Genomic DNA, 19,103 nt, shown 5'->3' with positions numbered 1-19,103 from the left:
GGTTCTCTGTCGCCGCCCCCGCGCCCCCCCCCTCACCGTCCGCCCCCGCCGGGGGGGGGGGGGGGGGGCGGGGGGGGGGGGGCGGGGGGGGTGGGGGGCGCGCCCGGCGGGGGGCGGCGCTCCCGCGCCCCCCGCGCCCCCCCCCCCCCGACGCCGATCGCCCGGAGGGCGGTCGGGTAAGCGGCGTCCGCCCCTTGCCAGAACGCCTCGCATCCTGAATTACTGACTCCAGGCGAACGACCGAATGGTCGGTCGCCCGTCGGTGGGAGGATGATCCGTATGACGGCGCTGCTGGACGCGGGAGAGCGGCTCGGCCGCGGTGAGCTCGAGGCGCTGCAGCTGGAGCGGCTTCGGGCCACCCTGCGGCACGCCTACGAGAACGTGGGGTTCTACCGCGCCGCCTTCGACCGGGCGGGTCTGCGGCCGGAGGACTGCCGCACGCTCGGGGATCTCGCCCGTTTCCCGTTCACCGCCAAGGCCGACCTGCGCGACAACTACCCGTTCGGGATGTTCGCCGTGCCCGAGGAACAGGTGCGGCGGATCCACGCCTCCAGCGGCACGACGGGCCGGCCCACGGTGGTCGGGTACACGGAGCGCGACCTGGACACCTGGGCCGACGTGGTGGCCCGCTCGATCAGGGCCGCTGGTGGCCGCCCGGGGCACAAGGTCCATGTGGCCTACGGGTACGGGCTGTTCACCGGCGGTCTCGGCGCCCACTACGGGGCGGAGCGGCTCGGTTGCACGGTCGTTCCGGCGTCCGGCGGGATGACCGCGCGTCAGGTACAGCTCATCCAGGACTTCCGGCCCGAGATCATCATGATCACACCCTCGTACATGCTGACCCTCCTGGACGAGTTCGAGCGCCAGGGCGTCGATCCCCGCACCACGTCGCTGAAGGTGGGCATCTTCGGCGCGGAGCCGTGGACGGAGCAGATGCGCCGCGAGATCGAGGAGCGGTTCGCCATCGACGCCGTGGACATCTACGGACTGTCGGAGGTGATGGGGCCGGGGGTGGCGCAGGAGTGCGTCGAGACCAAGGACGGCCTGCACGTCTGGGAGGACCACTTCTATCCGGAGGTCGTCGATCCCTTCACCGGTGAGGTCCTGCCTGACGGGGAGGAGGGTGAGCTGGTCTTCACCTCGCTGACCAAGGAGGCGATGCCGGTGATCCGCTACCGGACCCGCGACCTCACACGCCTGCTTCCGGGGACAGCACGGAACTTCCGGCGGATGGAGAAGGTCACCGGGCGAAGTGACGACATGGTGATCCTGCGCGGGGTGAACCTCTTCCCCACGCAGATCGAGGAGATCGTGCTGCGGACGCCGGGGGTGGCTCCGCACTTCCAGCTCCGGCTGACCCGGCAGGGGCGGCTGGACGCGCTGACCGTACGGGCGGAAGCGCGGACCGGCGCCACGGCGGACGAGCGCGCGGCGGCGGTGCGGTCGATCGCGGCGGCCGTGAAGGACGGGGTCGGCGTGAGCGTCTCGGTCGAGATCGTCGACCCGGAGACGCTGGAGCGGTCGGTGGGCAAGATCAGGCGCGTCGTCGATCTGCGGGAGGACGCCTGAGGGGACGGCTCCTGGGGACCGCGTGAGGCCGGGCGGCTGGTGGGAGGCGGCCAGCGGGAGGCGGTCACCGGGAGCCGGTCAGGGAGGCGAAGACCACGACGTTGTCCTGGTAGCCGGACTTCTTGTCGTAACCGCCCCCGCAGGTGATCACCCGGAGTTCGGGCCGGGTCGAGGCACCGTAGACCTTCTTGTCGGGAAAGTTCTTCTTGTTGTAGGTCTCGACGGCGTAGACCTTGAACACAGCGGTGCTCAGGTCGGTTCGGACGATCTCGACGGTGGCTCCTGTGCGCAGCAGTCCCAGCTGCTGGAAGACGCCGGGGCCGAGGCGGGTGTCGACGTGTCCGGCCGCGACGGCGGTGCCCACGGCCCCGGGGACCGTTCCGCCGGCGTACCACCCGGCCAGCACGGGATTGTTGTCGGGCGGGGGCGTCAGAGCTCCCGCCGCGTCGAGGGCCAGCTTCATCATCGGCGCGTCCACCTTGAGGGTGGGGATGCGCAGGCGGACCGGATCCGACGGAGGGAGCGGCCGGACGGCCGGACGGGGTGCGGTGGAGCTGGGGCCGGCCGGGGTGGGTCGCACCGGTGGGGGGGCGGCCGGTGCGGGCACTGTCACGACCGGGAGCAGGGGGGCGGGACGGACGGGCAACGGCGGGAGGGGGGCGGGCGGGGTGGACGGGCGGCGGACGAAGGAGGGACGCCCGGGCGCGGGGCGATCCGCGAGGGTGTAGGGCGGGGCCGGGGCCGGCCGCGTGGGCCGGACAGCGGGTCCGGCCGGGGCCGGTGCGGCCGGTGGCGCGGGAGCGGCGGCGGCCGGTGGCGCGGGAGCGGCGGCGGCCGGTGGCCGCGGCGGGCTGCTGTCACGCAATCCGCTGAACACCAGCGCGGCGCCGGCCACCAGGGCCCAGGCGAGGTGTTTGACGGCTGGGAAGGACTGGGTGCGCGTGCTGTTCTCGGGCACGGTTTCCATCGCGTGTGCCTCTGCCTCACGGAGTGTCGGGAAGTCCGCGCGCCCCTGGAGCCGTGCCGGTCCGGGGCGGGCGGACGGGAGCCGTACGGTCAGCCGCGTACCGCGGTCGCACGGCGGCGCATCCTGACCACTCCCCCCGCCGCGGCTCCGGCGAGCAGCACGCCTCCCGCGGCGAGCTGGGTGCCCTGGTCGGTGGGAGCTCCGAAGCCGGCGTCGACGCCGCCGCTGGGAGCACGGTCCGCAATCCGGTAACTGTCCGTCAGCTTGATCCGCGGCGGGCACTTCACGGTGACGGTGTCCGAGCCGGGCGCGGTCCCCTTCGGGATCTCGAACACGCCTACGAGGACGCCCTTGCGGTCCCCCTCGAAGAGGTGGAAGGCACCGCCTGCCTCCGACGTCCCCTTGCCGTAGGTCTCCTTGCCGCAGGCTGTGGTGCTGACGGTGACCTGCGTACCGGGCGAGGCGTACCCGGGGCTGATGCGAATGGTCTGCTCACCTGCCGGGTCGGCCGCCGCCGCGACCGGTGCCGCCAGGGCGAGGGAACCTACGGCCAGACAGATACCCGCACCGATGCGTGTGTTGCGCATGAGGATCCTCCAACGGGAGCAGGGTCCGGCGGGACTGCGCGGTACCTCTGCTGTGCTCCGTGTCCGAGGCAACCGACACTCCGTCACCTGCGCAACACGAGTCGCTGCCGCGCCCGTCACCCGCCCAGGCGCGGTATTCGACCTCACGGCGCCTGTTTACGCAGGTCACTCGGCAGAGGGCGGGAACCGGGGAGGAGTCGTGCCGGCAGCGGCGAACGGGCTAAGGGCTGTCCCGTGACCGCTCGAATCCGGGCGCCCTGCGAACCGGCTCAAGCGAATTCCTCCGGAGGGGAGTTGGGTCAGCCCGCAGGTGCGGTGGGCGCCCGAGCCTCCCGGCGGAACGGACGCCGCTCCGCAACCGGGGCGGCCGGCCGCAGCCGCGGTCGACGGCCCGTCAGGTCCTGCCCCGGTCCGGATACGCGACGAGTCCCGGCAGGGTGCTCTCGTAGACCGGTGCGGGACCGCGCCGGGTGCGACGGCAGACGAGCCCAGCGGCCCGGTCCTGCTCGCGGGACCGGGCCGCTGGGCTCGTCCCGTGCGCGGAGCCGCCGGATTACCAGCCGTTCACGGGCAGGGCGGCAGCGCGGCCGGGCGACGGCCGGTCAGGGTCTCAGCTCTCGCGGCGTGCCGCCCAGACCGTGCGCTCGGTGCGGACCACGAGGTCGCGGCGGCGCAGGATGCTGTGGGGGCCGTCCGTGTCGAGCAGCCGGTCGAGTGCGGCACGGTCGGGAGCAGACAGCTCGTCGACCGCGCTCTGCCGCAGACGTTGCAGGGAGCTCAGCGCGTAGCGGCCGACGGCCGGGTCGCCGGAGCCCTCGATGTCGACGGTGACGGTGCGCTCGCCCTCGAGGGCGAATCCGGCAGCGGTCAGCATGGGCCCCCAGTCGGCTCCGCGGTGTGGCATGTGTTCGGCGTGGTGGCGCTCGCCGGCGGCGTGGCAGCGTTCCTCCAGACCGGGCCGGTCCGCCGGGGCGCCCTCCGGCAGGAAGCGGGGAAAGCCGGCCAGTTCGACGACGGCGAACAGCCCGCCGGGGGCGAGGATGTCGTGGACCGTGCGCAGCGCACGGGCCGGGTCAGCCATGTGATGCATCGAGGCCGACGCCCACACCAGTTCCGGATGACCGAGGTCGGGCCAGTGGGCGGCGTCGAGGTCGGCCTCGACGGTGCGTACGCGTTCCCGGACCCCTTCGTCGCTCGCCTTCTGCCGCAGGCGGTGAAGGTGCTCGGCCGAGAAGTCGACGGCCGTGACGTGCGCTTCGGGGAAGCGGGAGAGCAGGGCAAAGGTGCCGGTGCCCGTCCCGCAGCCCAGGTCCAGGATCTCCCGTGGAGCCCTCTGGGTGGGGAGCTGGGCGGTGATCTCGGCGATGTGCTCGGCGAGGACCTCCGCGTCCAGGTCGAGGATGTCCGCCTGGCTGTCGGAGTCCGCGACGTGTCGGGGGCCGTGGTGCGCCCCGTGGCCAGGGGTGTGTGAGTGCTCGTGGGTCATGTCCCCACGCTAGGACGATTTTGCGTCTGAAGCACGATCGCTTCCCGTTTCGGCAAGAGAATGACCGCTCGGGTTGCCGGAGGCGCAAAGAAGGGCGGGCGCGGCACGAGGCCACGGTCAGGAGCGTGCCGCCTCGCCGCCGTCCTCGCCGCGACCGGTGCCTCTGCGGCCGGTGCCGCTCTGGTGGCCGCGGCGGGCGTCACGGTCGAAGATGCCCAGAACCTCGCAGGGACCGCCCTCGGCCCCGATGGCGTGCGGCAGCATGGTGGGGAACTGGGCGGCCTGGTTGGTCTCCATACGGAAGTGGCGATGCCCCAGCATGAGGATCGCCGTACCGGAGAGGACGACGAGCCATTCACGACCGGGGTGCGCACGCATGCGCGCGGGGTTGTCGGGGGGCGGCTCGGTGATCCGCTGGCGGATGACGCTCATTCCGGGTTCCCCCTTGATCGGCCAGCGCAGCCGACCGTGCGCCCCGTCGATCACCGGACTGGTGACGACGTCGTCGGAGGCGGTCTCCACCAGCTGGTCCAGCGACGTGTCCAGGGCCCGGGCCAGGACGACCAGCTGATCCAGCGCGAGGCGGCGCTGCCCGTTCTCGATCCGCGAGAGGGTGGACTGACTGACGTCGGCGCGGGTGGCCAGTTCCTCCAGGGACCAGCCCTGGGCCAGCCGCAGCGCTCGGATCCGTTTGCGCACCAGGCCGTCAAGCCCGGGGTCATCTTGCGTCATGGGCGATACCGTATGCCCCGGGCGCAACTCGGGCGACGGCGTCCCGCCGCTCGGCCGTCATGGCCGACGTACTCAGGAACCCGCTTCGGAGAACCGGTCCCTCAACTCCCTCTTGAGGATCTTCCCGCTGGCGTTGCGCGGGAGTTCGCCGACGAACAGGACTCTCTTCGGTGCCTTGAAATGGGCGAGCCGCTCGCGGGCGTGCTCGGTGAGTTCGGATTCCGACGCCTCGCCCCTGAGCACCACGACCGCCGTGACGGCCTCGATCCAGCGCGGGTCGGGCAGTCCCACGACGGCCACCTCGGCCACCGCGGGGTGGGTGTAGAGGACGTCCTCCACCTGCCGGGAGGCGACGAGCACCCCTCCGGAGTTGATGACGTCCTTCACCCTGTCGACGACCGTGAAGTAGCCCTCCTCGTCACGTACCGCCAGGTCACCGGAGTGGAACCAGCCGTCGCGGAACGCCTCGGCGCTCTCGTCGGGCTTGTCCCAGTAGCCCTGGCAGAGCTGCGGTGAGCGGTAGACGACTTCGCCCGCCGTCCCGTCGGGCACCTCCTCGCCGTGCTCGTCGACCACCTTGGCCTCGACGAAGAGCACCGGACGGCCGCAGGACTCCATCCGCCCCTCGTGTTCGTCAGGGCCGAGGACCGTGGCGAGGGGACCGATCTCGCTCTGCCCGAAGCAGTTGTAGAACGCCAGCCCCGGAAGCCGTTCGCGCAGGCGTTCCAGCACGGGTACGGGCATGATCGAGGCGCCGTAGTACGCCTTGCGCAGTGCCCCTAGCTCACGGGTGGCGAAGTCCGGATGGTTGGCGAGTCCGATCCAGACCGTGGGCGGCGCGAAGAGGCTGTCGGCCTGCCCGGCCTCGACCAGGTCGAAGATCCGGCCGGCGTCCGGGGCGTCGAGGATGGTGTTCTCGGCGCCGACCGCGAGGTACGGCAGCAGGAAGACGTGCATCTGCGCGGAGTGGTAGAGCGGCAGCGAGTGCACGGGCCGGTCGGTGGCCCGGAGGTCGAGGGCGGTGACGGCACTGACGTACTCGTGCACCAGCGCCCCGTGCGTCATCATCGCGCCCTTGGGCTGGGCGGTGGTGCCGGAGGTGTAGAGCAGTTGGACCAGATCGTCGGCGCCGGGCTCGCGCGCGGCGGTGAAGGGGCGCGGGGTGTCCAGTTCGCCGAGGAGCGAGTCCCGCGTGTCACGCAGCGCCCGCACTGGGTGGCCGGCGGGGACGCGTGGGGCGAGGGCGGGGTCGGTGAGCACGAGGGCGCTGCCGGACTGCCGGAGGATGTACTCCAGCTCGTCGCCGGTGAGGTTCTGGTTGACCGGCACATGGACCAGGCCGGCACGGGCGCAGGCCAGATAGGCGATCAGGTACGCGTCGGAGTTGTGGGCGTACGACGCCACCCGGTCGCCGGGACGCAGGCCGTGCTCGGCGGTCAGGACCGCGGCGGCCGTGCTCACCGCCTCGTCGAGTGCGGCGTAGGTCCATGCCCGCTCGGCGTACCTGAGGGCGGTGCGCCCGGGAGTGCGCCGTGCGCTGCGTGCCAGGACACCGTCCACCGTGCTGCCGCGTACACCTGTCATGACGCGATCCTGGGTGGCGGGGCGCCGCCGGTCAAGAGCCGTCGACGCGTCCGTCGTGCGTGGCCGCGAGGCCACGGGCTCCGTTCGCGGACGTGAAGCGTTCCCGGAGGCGCGGGACCGATTGCCCTGACGTTGCGTCAGATTCTTTTGTTCCGTCAGGCACCCACGAGCGGCGGCGGTGACAGTAATCTCTGCCTCGGCAGGAAGTTTCATCACCGTACGAAATTTCGAAAGTTACTTTCACGCTGGTGCTTTCGACGTGAGGGGAAGGGGTTCCGGATGGCCGGAGACGTGTCGGACCGGGGAATGAGCCGTCGGAGGCTGGGCGGCGGGATACTCGCACTGGGCGGGGCACTCGCCCTGGCTCCGATCCCCTTCGCGGGAGCCGCGGGGCCCGCGGCCGGAGCGGACCGGGGCGCCGCGGGCAGTGGTGCGCCGGGCGCGGCACCGGGAAGCGGGGCGGATATGGGATCGCGGAGGGGCCGGCCGACGCTGCGCCGCGGCTCGGCGGCACGCGCCGGTCTGCTGCCGGATCAGCTGGACCAGCTGGTCGCGGATGCCGAGACCTATCTGTCCGACTCCCCCGCGCACCCCTGGTACGCGGGCGCGGTCCTGCTCGCCGGCCGCGGCGGCACCGTGGCGCTGCACCGGCCGATCGGCAAGGCGGTGCGCTACTCGGCGTACGACGAGAAGACCGACACCGGGGTGGAGTTCCCCCCGGACCAGCAGATCGCGATGGCCGAGGACACGGTCTTCGACCTGGCCTCGGTGTCGAAGCTGTTCACCTCGATCCTGGCCGTGCAGCAGATCGAGCGCGGGGCGCTGGAACTGGAGGCGCGGGTCGCCTCGTACCTCCCCGACTTCGCCGGCGGTGGCAAGCAGGACGTGACCGTGCGGCAGCTCCTCACGCACACCTCGGGCTTCCGCGCCTGGATCCCGCTGTACAAGGAGCCGACCCGGGAGGGGCAGCTGCGACTGCTGTGGCAGGAGGTCCTGGCCTCCGCGCCCGGCACGAAGTACCTCTACTCCGACCTGAACCTGATCTCGCTCCAGCTGGTCGTGGAGAAGATCACCGGCCGCACACAGGACGCCCTGCTCCGCGAGGAGATCACCGCTCCGCTCGGGATGCACCGCACGCGGTACAACCCGCCGGCCTCCTGGAAGCCGAAGATCGCGGCCACCGAGGACGCCCGGCTGCCCTGGTCGGGGCTCGAGCGCGGGCTGATCTGGGGGGAGGTGCACGACGAGAACGCGTACGGCCTGGGCGGGGTCGCCGGTCACGCGGGCGTGTTCTCCTGCGCCTGGGACCTAGCGGTGCTGGCACGCACCCTGCTCAACGGGGGCGTCTACGGCAGGTCCCGGATCCTGTCCGAGGAATCCGTGGAGCTGTTGTTCACCGACTTCAACACGGCTTTCCCGGGCGACGAGCACGGCCTGGGCTTCGAGCTCTACCAGCACTGGTACATGGGCGCGATGGCCACACCGCGCACGGCGGGACACACCGGGTTCACCGGCACGAGCCTGGTCCTCGACCCGAGCACGGACTCGTTCCTGATCGTCCTGGGAAACTCCGTCCATCCGGTGCGCAACTGGCGTTCGGGAAGCGCGCCGCGCGTGGCCACGGCCAACCGGATGGCGCGCGCGGTGCCCGTCCGCCCTGCCCGGGGCGGCACCGCCTGGTTCTCCGGCATGGCGAGCGCGACCACAGCGACGCTGACGCTCCCCCCGTTGCGCCCGGCCTCCTCCCGTCCGGTACTGAGCTGCGGTCTGTGGTGGGACACGGAGCCGGCGTCGGACTCCCTCCGGCTGGAGGCCTCGTCGGACTCCGGAGCGACGTGGCAGCCCGTCCCCTTCGCCACGGTGCCGGTGGAGGGAGCACGCCCCCGGAACTCCAGCCCGCATCCGGACGGCTCGGTCTCCGGCTGGTCGGGGCGTGTATGGCATCACCTGGAAGCGGATCTGAGCGGCTGGCGGGGCACGGAGGTGCGGCTGCGCTGGCGCTACAGCACCGACCAGCTGTATGTCGGGCGCGGTGTGTACGTCGACGGGGTCCGGGTGCGGGACGGCCGCCGTACGCTCTTCGACGAGAAGAGGCCGGGTGACGCGGCCCGCGTCGAGGCGACGGGGTGGACCGTTTCCGCCGACTGAGCGTGCCGGGCTGGTTGGATGGCCGGCATGAACGGAAACCAGTCCATAGACGCCCCGTGGGGCGTGTCGGTGTTCGGAGCGGCGAGTGTGGACGCCGCTCCGGACCTGGCACGCCTGCGGGTGGCCATATCACAGACCAGGAACAAGCCGGGCGAGGCCTTCGCGGCCACCCGGAGCGGGGTGAACCGCATCCGGGAGGTCCTGCGCGGGCACCAGGTCCCGGATACCGCCGTATCGACGTCGAGGCTGAACCTCCACTCGCAGTGGACCTACGGCAGCGAGCGCACGTTCCAGGGTTACGAGTGCACCGCGTCGTTCGTGATCGAGCTACGGGACCTCGACACCCTGGAGGGCGTGCTCATCGATGTCGTCGAGGCGGGCGCCAACGAGGTCAACGGCGTCGAGTTCGATGTGCGCGCCAAGAAGGAACTGCGGGCCGGGGCGCGTTCCGCGGCCGTGGTCGCAGCGCGCGAGAAGGCCGCCCTGTACGCGGAGGCGGCCGGTGCGCAGCTGGGTCCCGTCGTACACATCAAGGACGTGGACGCCGAGCAGGTGCAGAACTACCGCGGCCACGGCGGCAACGACGGTGACGGCGGCGAAGGCGATCTGACTCCGGGCAGGGTGACGGTGTCGGCGGGGGTCATGGTCGGCTTCTCGCTCATCGGCGGCTGAGGACCGCAGTCACCCTGGCGGCCCGGTCACCCCAAGGGCCGCCCGCACGAGGCCGAAGTCGAGGATCTCCACGACGCCGGGCGGCGGGACGGTGACGCCGGACGGCTTGACGTACCGGTGCGCGATCCCGGCGTCGTGAAGAGGTCCGCGGCACCTCAGGCGCTTGCGCACCCGCACCGTCCCCGACACCGCTTCGCCGACGCGGCCGAACCTGAACGCGTGACCGCTGCCGGCCCTCTCGGACCGCGAGCCCCCGGCTCGCCGGTGGCGTCGTCCCGATGAGCCGCACGTCTGCGCGACGTCGGGGATCGGCTTCTCCGTGGCGGGGAAGGGCGCCGCCCGCCCAGCGGTCCGGCGGGAGTCGTCGATCGCGGCCTCAGGAGCCGGCCCGGAGGGTTACGAAAGTTTCGGATTTCCCGAGAGTCCCGTTCGGTGTGTCCGGCTTTCACGGAGGGCACCGACGGCCCCTGATGACGACCAGTCGGCGTGGAAGCGCTGTTCACGCAGGTGGACCGCCCAACTACCCTCACATGAGCGGCTGTTCGCTCGGAAATGTTTCGGAAATGATGCGTTGACGCAGTGTCGCACCGAGCGCATACTCTCCCACGTTCCCCTTGTTCCACCGCTCGCCCTCCCGTCGGCACACGCGCCCCGAGGGCGGTCGGCCGACGGCTGCACAGCACCTCGAACGGTCCGCACCCCCAGTCCGGGCGCCCCTGTTCGACCCGCCCGGCACCGGAAGAAGAGGCTGGAAACGTGATGGTCCAGATACCCCCGCAGACACCACCGGGCAGCACGCCGAGCCGCCCGCACCTGCCGGTCCGCGCCCGGCGGGCGCTGTCCCTCGTCACCGCCGGCGTCCTGGCCGCGGCCGGTGTCGTCGCACTCGCCGGAAACGCGCAGGCAGTCGGTGCGCTCGGCGACGCCGCGGCCGCGAAGGGCCGGTACTTCGGAACCGCGGTGGCGGCCAATCATCTCGGTGAATCGGCGTACGCGTCCACGCTGGACGCCCAGTTCGACTCCGTGACTCCGGAGAACGAGATGAAGTGGGACGCGGTCGAGGGCTCCCGCAACTCCTTCAGCTTCGCGGCCGCCGACCAGATCGTCGGCCACGCACAGAGCAAGGGGATGAAGGTCAGGGGGCACACGCTCGTGTGGCACTCGCAGCTCCCCGGCTGGGTGGGCGGCCTGGGTGCGGATGATCTCCGCTCGGCGATGAACAACCACATCATCCAGGTCATGACGCACTACAAGGGCAAGATCCATTCCTGGGACGTGGTGAACGAGGCCTACCAGGACGGCAGCAGCGGTGCGCGGCGCAGCTCGCCCTTCCAGGACAAGCTCGGGAACGGATTCATCGAGGAGGCGTTCCGCACCGCCCGCGCGGTCGATCCCGGCGCCAAGCTCTGCTACAACGACTACAACACCGACGGCCAGAACGCGAAGAGCAACGCCGTCTACGCCATGGTGAAGGACTTCAGGCAGCGCGGCGTCCCGATCGACTGCGTGGGCTTCCAGTCGCACTTCAACGCCAACTCCCCGGTGCCGTCCGACTACCGGGCGAATCTGCAGCGCTTCGCCGACCTCGGTGTCGATGTCCAGATCACCGAACTGGACATCGAGGGCTCGGGTTCGGCGCAGGCCGCGAACTACACCTCCGTGGTGAACGCGTGCCTGGCCGTGACACGTTGCACCGGTCTCACCGTCTGGGGGGTCACGGACAAGTACTCGTGGCGCAGCAGTGGCACCCCGCTGCTCTTCGACGGCGCCTACGCCAAGAAGCCCGCGTACGACGCGGTGCTCGCCGCACTGGGCGGGTCGGGCGGAGGCGGTGACGGCGGCGGCAGCGGTGCCTGCACCGTCACGTACACCCAGACCTCGGCCTGGAACGGCGGGTACAACGGGCAGGTGACCGTCAAGGCGGGCGGTTCGGGCATCACGTCCTGGTCGGTGCCGGTGACCGTGCCCGCACCCCAGAAGGTGTCGGCCGTCTGGAACGGCTCGCCCACCTGGGACGGCTCGGGCGCCGTGATGACGGTGAAGCCGTCGTGGAACGGGACACTGGCGGCCGGGGCCTCGACGAGCTTCGGGTTCACCGTCACGACGAACGGCAACTCCTCGGCGCCTGCCATGGGTACCTGCACCGCCTCCTGAACGGTCCGTACGGGCGGAGCGGACCGCACCGGCAGCACGACCGCCTTTCGGTGCGGTCGTCCGACGGTGCGGACGCGTCGCGCCCGTACGGTCAGCCGGCGGTTCGGCGCCCGGCCCCCGTCGCGGCGAGCGCCGGGGCACCGGACGCGTCCGGTGCCGACGCGGCCCGGGGAACCCGAGCCGGCTCCGGGGCCTCGGCCGTCGATTCACGTACCACCAGGCGCGGCCTGATCAGCAGGGAGCGCCCCGCCGAGGGTGCGGAGTCGATCCGGGCCCTGAGCTGCTGGAAGGTCTCGGCCGCCATCTCCGGAAGCGGCTGACGGACCGTGGTGAGCGGCGGCTCGAAGAGGTCCGCGAGCAGGATGTCGTCGAAGCCGACCACCGAGACGTCCCGCCCCGCGCTGCGCCCGGCGTCCTTGGCGCCCCGGCAGATCCCGATCGCGCACATGTCGTTGATGGCGACGAAACCCGTGGGCGGGTTCTGGCGGGAGAGCAGCTCCCTGGCCGCGTTGCGTCCCAGTTCAGCGGCGTTCCTGTCCCCGAACTCGGTGGTGTCCGCGCCGGGCCAGACGATCGCGTCGGCCGGGTCGAGGCCCGCCGTCTCCAGCGCGGCTCTGAAGCCGCGCAACCGCTCCCGGCGGTTCACGCTGTTGACGGACCCGGAGACGAAGGCCAGCCTGCGGTGGCCCAGTTCGATCAGGTGGCGCGTGGCGAGCTCCGCACCCATCGCGTTGTCCACGCTGATACTGGCCAGTGACGACGGATCCCCCGCCTGGGCGGTGCGGTCGAAGGCCACCATCTTCAGCCCTCGGCCCAGCAGCGGCGTCATGTGGTCGAGCGACGGCAGCGACGAGCAGAGGACCACACCGCTCACACCGTCGGCGAGCAGCTCCTCGCCGTACCTGAGCTCACGCGCGGGGTCGCGCTCGCTGTTGCAGAGCAGTACGTGGTAGCCCTCGGCCAGCGCGATGGCCTCCAGCTCCCTGGCGAGCGCCCCCCAGAAGGGGTTGGCGACGGACGGCACGATCAGCCCGATGACCTTGATCCGACCGGTGCGCAGCATGCGCGCCGCCCGGTTGGGCCGGTAGTTGAGCTGTTCGATCACCTGCTCGACGCGCGCGAGGGTGGCCGCCTGCATACGGTCGGTACGCCCGTTGAGGACGTTGGAGACCGTGCTCGCGGAGACCCCTGCGGCCTCCGCGACCTGATGGATCGTTACCCCGCTCATGCCACCTCCGGTTCGGAACGCACTGCCGAGGTTAGTGTACCGATTTACTGAACGCACTCCACCGGTACACCCGTTAACATCCCTGAAAATTATTGTGCATCAGCTGTTGACGCCGCTCTGGCGACGTTCCTAGCATCAGTGCATCGATTTACCAGCACTTCCCAGCCATGTCCGGGACGTCATAGCTGGATCGATCCACCGACTCCACCTCAAGTCTCCACCTCAAAAGGGGTGTCCCATGGAACTCAACAGAAGGTCCGTACTCGCCGCCATCGGCGCGAGTGGCGCCGCGGCCGCGCTCGCCGGCTGCGGCGGCGGCGCCGCGTCGTCCGCCGGCTCCGCCGACGGGCCCGCCGAGGGTGAGATCACCCTGCTCACGCCGATCTACGAAGGCGCGGACGGGAAGACGCTGTTGGAGCAGAAGATCCTCGGCGGGTTCCGGAAGAAGTACCCGGACGTCAAGGTGAACGTGGACTACACCACGTATGCGCAGCTCAACGAGAAGATCACCACCGGTCTCGCGGGCGGACTGCTGCCCGACGTGCTGATGATGGGCGTCGGCTGGATCCCTCCGTTCGCCGCCAAGCAGGCGATCGCCGAGCTGCCGGAGAGCCTCGCCTCGGCGCACGACTACGAGAAGCGGGTGCTGGAGCCCTCGCGCTACGAAGGCAAGCTCTACGCCCTGCCCGTCGTCCTCGACACCCGGATCGTCGTGTACCGCAAGGATCATTTTGCCGAGGCCGGGGTGAAGCGGACGCCGGCCGACTGGACCGAGCTGCGCGCCGTCGCGAAGCAGCTGACCACCGGCGGTCACGTGGGATTCGACCCCTTCTCGATCGACCTGCGCCAGTGCTGGGAGACCTTCCTCTTCGCCAACGGCGGCCAGTTGTTCAGCTCGGACGGCAAGAAGGTGCTCTTCACCGGTGCGCGCGGGGTCGAGGCCCTCCAGTTGTTCAAGGACCTGATCAAGGACGGTTCGGCCGACTACGCCAAGAAGACGGACATCGGCGCCCCCTCGAACGTACAGACCGGCAAGGCGTCGATGATGATGACGACCAGCGCCCTGTGGAACCAGGTCAAGGACCAGAACCCCGAACTCGTCGAGGGCGACAAGCTGGGCTCGTTCGTGCTTGCCAACCGCCGGCCGGCGATGCTCCAGGGCGGCACGCTCGTCACGCAGGCCGCGCGCTCGAAGCACCCGGCGGCCGCCCGTGCGCTGGTGGAGTACCTCGCGACTCCCGAGTCGATCCTCGGGGCGGCGCGGCAGCGCGGGTCGGTTCCGGGTCTGCGCGACCTGAACGACACGAGTTACGTCAAGGAGAACCAGTTCGTCGATCTCTCCCTGAAGAACCTCCAGCACTCCGTCTCCGAGGGCGGCACGGCGGCCTGGATGGAGATACGGGAGAAGATCAAGCCCACGCTGGAGCCCGCGATCGTGGGCGACCAGTCCGCGAAGGACGCCATCGCGGAGCTCGGCCGTCTCGCCGAGGCCGCCATCGGCCGGATGTGAGGGCGTCATCGTGGGAGCGACAACCGTACTGAAGGCGCGGCCCGCACGGCCGCCCTCTACTACCGGGACCCCGGCTCCGGCGCGGACCGGGCGAACACCCGTCGGCCCGGGGCGCCGCCGACGCCGGGCGGGCATGCTCATGGTGGCGCCCGCGCTGCTGCACGCCTCGCTGTGGATCGGTCTGCCGGTCGTGGTCTCGGTCTGCCTGGCCTTCACGAAGTACGACGTCCTGACGGCGCCGGAGTTCGTGGGACTGGCCAACTTCAGGGACATGCTGGACGACGCGGTCTTCGTCAAGTCCATCGTCAACACCCTGCTCTACACCTTCTTCACCGTGCCGTTCGGGATGGCGCTGGGCCTTCTGGTGGCCCTCGCCCTGCACACGGGGCTCAAGGCGCGCGGCATCTTCCGCACCGCGGTGTTCCTGCCCCAGGTCACCGCGACCGTCGCGATCGCGCTGGTGTGGCTGTGGATCTACAACCCGGGCAACGGCCTGCTCAACGCGCTGCTTTCGTTCCTCGGCATCGACGGCCCCGCGTGGCTGTCCTCGACGACCTGGGCGCTGCCCTCGGTGATCCTCGTCGGCGTCTGGCAGGGCATCGGGATGAAGATGCTCATCTACCTGGCCGCGCTGCAGTCCCTCCCGAAGGAGCTGTACGAGGCCGCGTCGGTGGACGGCGCCTCCCGGGCGAGGCAGTTCTTCTCGATCACCCTGCCGCTGCTGAAGCCCGCGACGTTCTTCGTGCTCATCACCTCGATGATCGCCGCGTTCCAGTCCTTCGACCAGATCTACATCCTGACCGACGGCGGCCCGGCCAACAGCACCACGATGATGACGTACGAGATCTACAAGTCCGCCTTCCGGGAGTTCCGCGTCGGCTACGCGAGCGCGCAGTCCCTGGTGCTCTTCGTGCTGCTGATGGGCTTCACCCTGGTCAACAAGCGGATCATGGGAGGCACCCGTGGCCACAACTGAGCTGCTGAAGCCCGCTCCCGCGCCGAGGGCACGGACGAAGGGCGGGCGGGTCCCCGTCGGCCGGGTCGCGCTCTACGTGACGCTGTCCGTGGTCTCGCTCCTGATGGTGGTGCCGTTCGCCTGGATGGTGCTGACCTCGCTGAAGACCCCGGTGGAGATCGCCTCGCAGGACGCCGGACTGCTCCCGGAACACTGGCAGTTCGGCAACTACGCCGACGCGCTCAAGGCGGCGCCGTTCGCCACGTACGCCCGCAACAGCTTCGTCATCGCCATCAGCCACACCGTGCTGAACGTGCTGATGGCGTCGATGGCGGGATACGCGCTGGCGCGCATCAGGTTCCGCGGCAGTGAGGTGATCTTCTACCTCTTCATCGCGGCCCTGATGATCCCCACGTACACCAAGGTGCTGCCCGAGTTCCTGATCGTCCGCTTCATGCCCCTGGCGGGCGGCAACGACATCCTCGGCCAGGGCGGCAGCGGCTGGCTGGACAGCTGGTGGGCCCTCATCATCCCGGGCGCGGTGACGCCGTTCGCCGTCTTCCTCTTCCGCCAGTTCTACCTCGACCTGCCGGTGGAGCTGGAGGAGGCCGCCCGGCTCGACGGTCTCGGCGAGTTCCGGATCTACTCGCGGATCATGTCGCCGCAGGTCAAGCCCGCGTTCATCACGGTGGCGCTGCTGACCTTCGAGTCCTCGTGGAACAACTTCCTCTGGCCGCTGCTGGTCACCCACACGGACAGTCTCCGGGTGATCCAGGTGGGGCTCTCCGTGTTCAAGACGGAGAACGGCACCCAGTGGCACTTCCTGATGGCCGGCACCACGCTCGCCACCCTCCCCATGGTCGTCCTCTTCCTCATCGGCCAGCGCTACTTCGTGCAGGGCTTCGCAACCGCCGGTCTCAAGTGACCGGTTCCGGTCCCTGGTGGGCCGGTCACCGAAAGGGCTTCACCCATGTCTGCTGATCTCAACGGCTCCCGCGCACTGGTGACGGGGGCGGGCCACGGCATCGGCCGTGCCATCGCCGTCGCCCTGGCCGAGGCCGGCGCCGACGTCGCCGTCCACTACCACTCCTCGGCCGACGAGGCGGCGAAGACCGTCTCCGCGATCGAGGCGCTGGGCCGCAGGGCCAAGGCGTTCCGGGCGGACGCGACGGTGTCCGCCGAGGTGGACCTGCTGGTCGAGGAGGCCACCGGGTTCCTCGGAGGGCTGGACGTCCTCGTCTGCAACGCGGGCCACCTCATCGGCCGCGAGAAGATCGCGGAGATGTCGGACGACCACTTCGAGCAGGTGATCTCCACCAACCTGACGTCGACGTTCCGGACCGTGCGGGCGGCTCTGCCGCACCTGAAGCGGTCGTCCGCCGGGCGCGTGATCACGATGTCCTCGCTGGCCGCGCACAACGGCGGCGGTCCCGGCTCGGTGGCGTACGCGGCGGCCAAGGCCGGGGTGCGGGGCTTCACCAAGGGCCTCGCGAAGGAACTCGCCGGTACGGGCATCACGGTCAACACGGTCGCGCCGGGCTTCATCAAGGGCACCGCCTTCCACGACACGTTCACCGCCCTCCCCGCGCAGGAGGCGATGGAGGCGGGCATTCCGGTCGGCCGGGCGGGAACGCCCGAGGACGTGGCCCACGCCGTCGTCCATCTCGCGTCGCCCGCGTCCGGCTTCCTCACCGCGACCACGGTGGACATCGACGGTGGCGTATGGCCGCGTTGAGGCGGATCCCCCGGGAGCGGGGCGGCTGGTGGCACGCGTACGTCTGCCCGGCGCACGGCGTGGAACTCGATCACGGCGACCTTCTCGGCGGGGCCTTCCCGGAGGGCGGTGCGCGGTGCGCGCACGGCTGCCGGGTGGACACCGAGGCGGTGCGCGGCGCGTGGGTCGTCCTGTCGCACCAGGCGTGGGCCAGGCACCTGCGGGTGCTGGCCCACCGGGGGGAGCGCGCGGAGGCGGTGACGCGGCTGGCCGAGTACGCCGGGCTGTACGCGTCCCTCGCGACGGACCGGCACGACGAGGCGCAGGGCTGGATGCTGCGCGGCCGGCTGTTCCACCAGGCGCTGACCGATGCCATCTGGGCGGTGAGCATCGGGCACGCCGTGACCACGCTGGCCGAGGTCGGCACGGAGGATCTGGCTCCGCTGCTGCCGCTGCTGGACGAGTTGGAGCGGGCGGCGCTGGAGGCCCGGGGTGTCCTGACCGGCCGGGGGCAGCTGGCGTCCAACTACACCGCTTGGCTGAACGCCGCCGGCGCGTCCGCGGGCAGGGCGGCCTCCGCGGCCCGCGGACTGCCGTGGGAGGGCGCGAAGCAGTGGCTGGAGGGTGAGCACGGGCTGTACGCGCACCTGCGGGTCGCGGTGGCGGAGGACGGCTGGGAGTGGGAGGGCAGCACGTACTACCACGGCTTCGTGCTGCGTGCCGCGCTGCTGGCACTGCGCGGCACGGACCCCGCCGCGATCCCGTCCGACGTGGCCGGGGCGCTGGCCGGGATGACGGACGCGCTGGCCGCGATCGCGACTCCCGGCGGCGTGCTGCCCGCGCTCCACGACGGCCCGTACCTGCGCCTCCCGCTCGCCCTGGAGTGGCTCGAACTCGTCGCACTGGCACAGCAGTCGGTTCCCTCGGATGCCCTGGACGCGGTGGCGTCCCGGGCCCGGGAGGAGCTCGGAGCGTACGACGACGGTCTGGACCGCGAGCTGGACGGCTGGTTCGCGGGTCCGCCGCTGCCACGCCGTCCTGCGCCGGAGACGGTCACCGTCTTCCGGGCGGCCGGCTACGGCGTGGTGCGCGCGGCGGGCATCCACGCCCTGCTGGACTTCGGCCCGCACGGCGGTTCGCACGGCCACCGGGACAAGCTGTCGCTCTACCTCTACGGCGACACCACCCCGTGGCAGCCGGACCCGGGCCAGGTGCCGTACGCGCACGCGGAGTTCCGGGACATGTACGCCTCGACCGAGGCCCATCCGGCGTTCCGGGTCGACGGCGCGGAGCAGGCCGAGTGCGCGGGCGCGCTCCTCGGTTCGGACGCGCGGTCGGTGACCGCAGAGGTCACGACGGCGTACGAGGGGGTACGCGGAGTGCGCAGAGTGGTGGCGGGCGGGTGCTACCTGGTGGACCTGCTGAGCGTGACGGGCTCGGAAGTCCGCAGCTTCACCGCCCAGTTGCGGCCCGGCACGTCCCTGGACGTCCAGCAGCAGGCCGCCGGACCTGTGCTCACCACCTGGTACGGCGACGAGACCCTGCACGGCTGGCACACGCACACCCGCGGGGCGGAGGTGCGTCCGGTCTCGCGGCCGGGCCCCGGTCCGGCGGACGATCCGCAGCGCACGCGCACCCGGGTCGACTTCACCGCCGAGGCGGAGCGGATCACCTTCGCGTCGGTGTACCAGGCGGCATCCGCGGGCCCCGCGGTGACCGGTGTGCGGCTCGACGGCGAGGAGCTGACGGTGGAACTGGCGGACGGCTCCACGGCTCGCTTCGGGACGGGGTGCTGAT

The 19,103-nt window shown here is 71.1% G+C and carries 15 protein-coding genes; 9 read left to right on the top strand and 6 right to left on the bottom strand.

Translation table 11 applies throughout. The features are described from left to right. The first annotated feature begins 279 nt into the window (after positions 1–279). A complete protein-coding gene (gene paaK / locus AB0I83_RS23320; RefSeq protein ID WP_363305977.1) occupies positions 280–1,569 on the top strand; it encodes a phenylacetate--CoA ligase PaaK in 1,290 nt (429 codons plus the stop codon). Positions 1,570–1,633: 64 nt separating this feature from the next. Here paaK and AB0I83_RS23315 read toward each other — a convergent pair whose 3' ends face one another. From AB0I83_RS23315 to AB0I83_RS23295, 5 genes are all read right to left on the bottom strand, one after another. Further along, a complete protein-coding gene (locus AB0I83_RS23315; protein WP_363305976.1) occupies positions 1,634–2,536 on the bottom strand; it encodes a class F sortase in 903 nt (300 codons plus the stop codon). Positions 2,537–2,625: 89 nt separating this feature from the next. Next, positions 2,626–3,123 carry a sortase gene (locus AB0I83_RS23310; RefSeq protein ID WP_363305975.1) on the bottom strand — a complete coding sequence of 166 codons (498 nt, stop codon included), beginning with the start codon at positions 3,121–3,123 and terminating at the stop codon, positions 2,626–2,628. A gap of 610 nt (positions 3,124–3,733) precedes the next feature. After that, positions 3,734–4,609 carry a class I SAM-dependent methyltransferase gene (locus AB0I83_RS23305; protein ID WP_363305973.1) on the bottom strand — a complete coding sequence of 292 codons (876 nt, stop codon included), beginning with the start codon at positions 4,607–4,609 and terminating at the stop codon, positions 3,734–3,736. Between the two features lie 117 nt (positions 4,610–4,726). After that, a complete protein-coding gene (locus AB0I83_RS23300) occupies positions 4,727–5,341 on the bottom strand; it encodes an XRE family transcriptional regulator (protein WP_356532063.1) in 615 nt (204 codons plus the stop codon). Positions 5,342–5,413: 72 nt separating this feature from the next. Continuing rightward, positions 5,414–6,925 carry an acyl-CoA synthetase gene (locus AB0I83_RS23295; protein ID WP_356532065.1) on the bottom strand — a complete coding sequence of 504 codons (1,512 nt, stop codon included), beginning with the start codon at positions 6,923–6,925 and terminating at the stop codon, positions 5,414–5,416. 279 nt (positions 6,926–7,204) lie between these two features. Between AB0I83_RS23295 and AB0I83_RS23290 the strand changes: the two genes are divergently transcribed. The 3 genes from AB0I83_RS23290 to AB0I83_RS23280 all read left to right on the top strand — a co-directional run bounded on the left by AB0I83_RS23290 (position 7,205) and on the right by AB0I83_RS23280 (position 11,899). Beyond that, positions 7,205–9,073 carry a serine hydrolase gene (locus AB0I83_RS23290; RefSeq protein ID WP_363305972.1) on the top strand — a complete coding sequence of 623 codons (1,869 nt, stop codon included), beginning with the start codon at positions 7,205–7,207 and terminating at the stop codon, positions 9,071–9,073. Positions 9,074–9,100: 27 nt separating this feature from the next. Then, positions 9,101–9,745, top strand: coding sequence for an SIMPL domain-containing protein (locus tag AB0I83_RS23285; protein ID WP_363305970.1), 645 nt, complete (start codon positions 9,101–9,103; stop codon positions 9,743–9,745). Between the two features lie 759 nt (positions 9,746–10,504). Beyond that, positions 10,505–11,899, top strand: coding sequence for an endo-1,4-beta-xylanase (locus AB0I83_RS23280; protein ID WP_363305983.1), 1,395 nt, complete (start codon positions 10,505–10,507; stop codon positions 11,897–11,899). 91 nt (positions 11,900–11,990) lie between these two features. Here the strand turns inward: AB0I83_RS23280 and AB0I83_RS23275 are convergent, their stop codons facing one another. Then, on the bottom strand, positions 11,991–13,127 hold the full coding sequence (locus AB0I83_RS23275) for a LacI family DNA-binding transcriptional regulator (protein ID WP_363305969.1): 1,137 nt from the start codon (positions 13,125–13,127) through the stop codon (positions 11,991–11,993). A 238-nt stretch (positions 13,128–13,365) separates the two neighbouring features. Between AB0I83_RS23275 and AB0I83_RS23270 the strand changes: the two genes are divergently transcribed. The 5 genes from AB0I83_RS23270 (at position 13,366) to AB0I83_RS23250 (ending at position 19,102) form a co-directional block, all read left to right on the top strand. Then, positions 13,366–14,637 (top strand): ABC transporter substrate-binding protein, encoded by a 1,272-nt coding sequence (locus tag AB0I83_RS23270; protein ID WP_363305968.1) that lies wholly within the window; start codon positions 13,366–13,368, stop codon positions 14,635–14,637. Between the two features lie 133 nt (positions 14,638–14,770). Further along, positions 14,771–15,613, top strand: a complete 843-nt coding sequence (locus tag AB0I83_RS23265) for a sugar ABC transporter permease (protein ID WP_356532074.1) — start codon at positions 14,771–14,773, stop codon at positions 15,611–15,613. Further along, positions 15,600–16,517 carry a carbohydrate ABC transporter permease gene (locus AB0I83_RS23260; RefSeq protein ID WP_356532076.1) on the top strand — a complete coding sequence of 306 codons (918 nt, stop codon included), beginning with the start codon at positions 15,600–15,602 and terminating at the stop codon, positions 16,515–16,517. The genes AB0I83_RS23265 and AB0I83_RS23260 overlap by 14 nt, the downstream gene beginning before the upstream one ends. 45 nt (positions 16,518–16,562) lie before the next feature. Then, positions 16,563–17,327 carry an SDR family NAD(P)-dependent oxidoreductase gene (locus AB0I83_RS23255; RefSeq protein WP_356532077.1) on the top strand — a complete coding sequence of 255 codons (765 nt, stop codon included), beginning with the start codon at positions 16,563–16,565 and terminating at the stop codon, positions 17,325–17,327. Beyond that, complete coding sequence (locus AB0I83_RS23250; RefSeq protein WP_363305967.1) at positions 17,315–19,102, top strand: heparinase II/III family protein; 1,788 nt, start codon at positions 17,315–17,317, stop codon at positions 19,100–19,102. The genes AB0I83_RS23255 and AB0I83_RS23250 overlap by 13 nt, the downstream gene beginning before the upstream one ends. Position 19,103 lies beyond the last annotated feature (1 nt).

It is taken from the genome of Streptomyces sp. NPDC049970, from assembly GCF_040660235.1.
In the GTDB taxonomy this organism is placed as follows: Bacteria; Actinomycetota; Actinomycetes; order Streptomycetales; family Streptomycetaceae; genus Streptomyces.
Note: the sequence above shows the minus strand (reverse complement) of the source record. Positions and strands in the feature narration are given on the sequence as shown.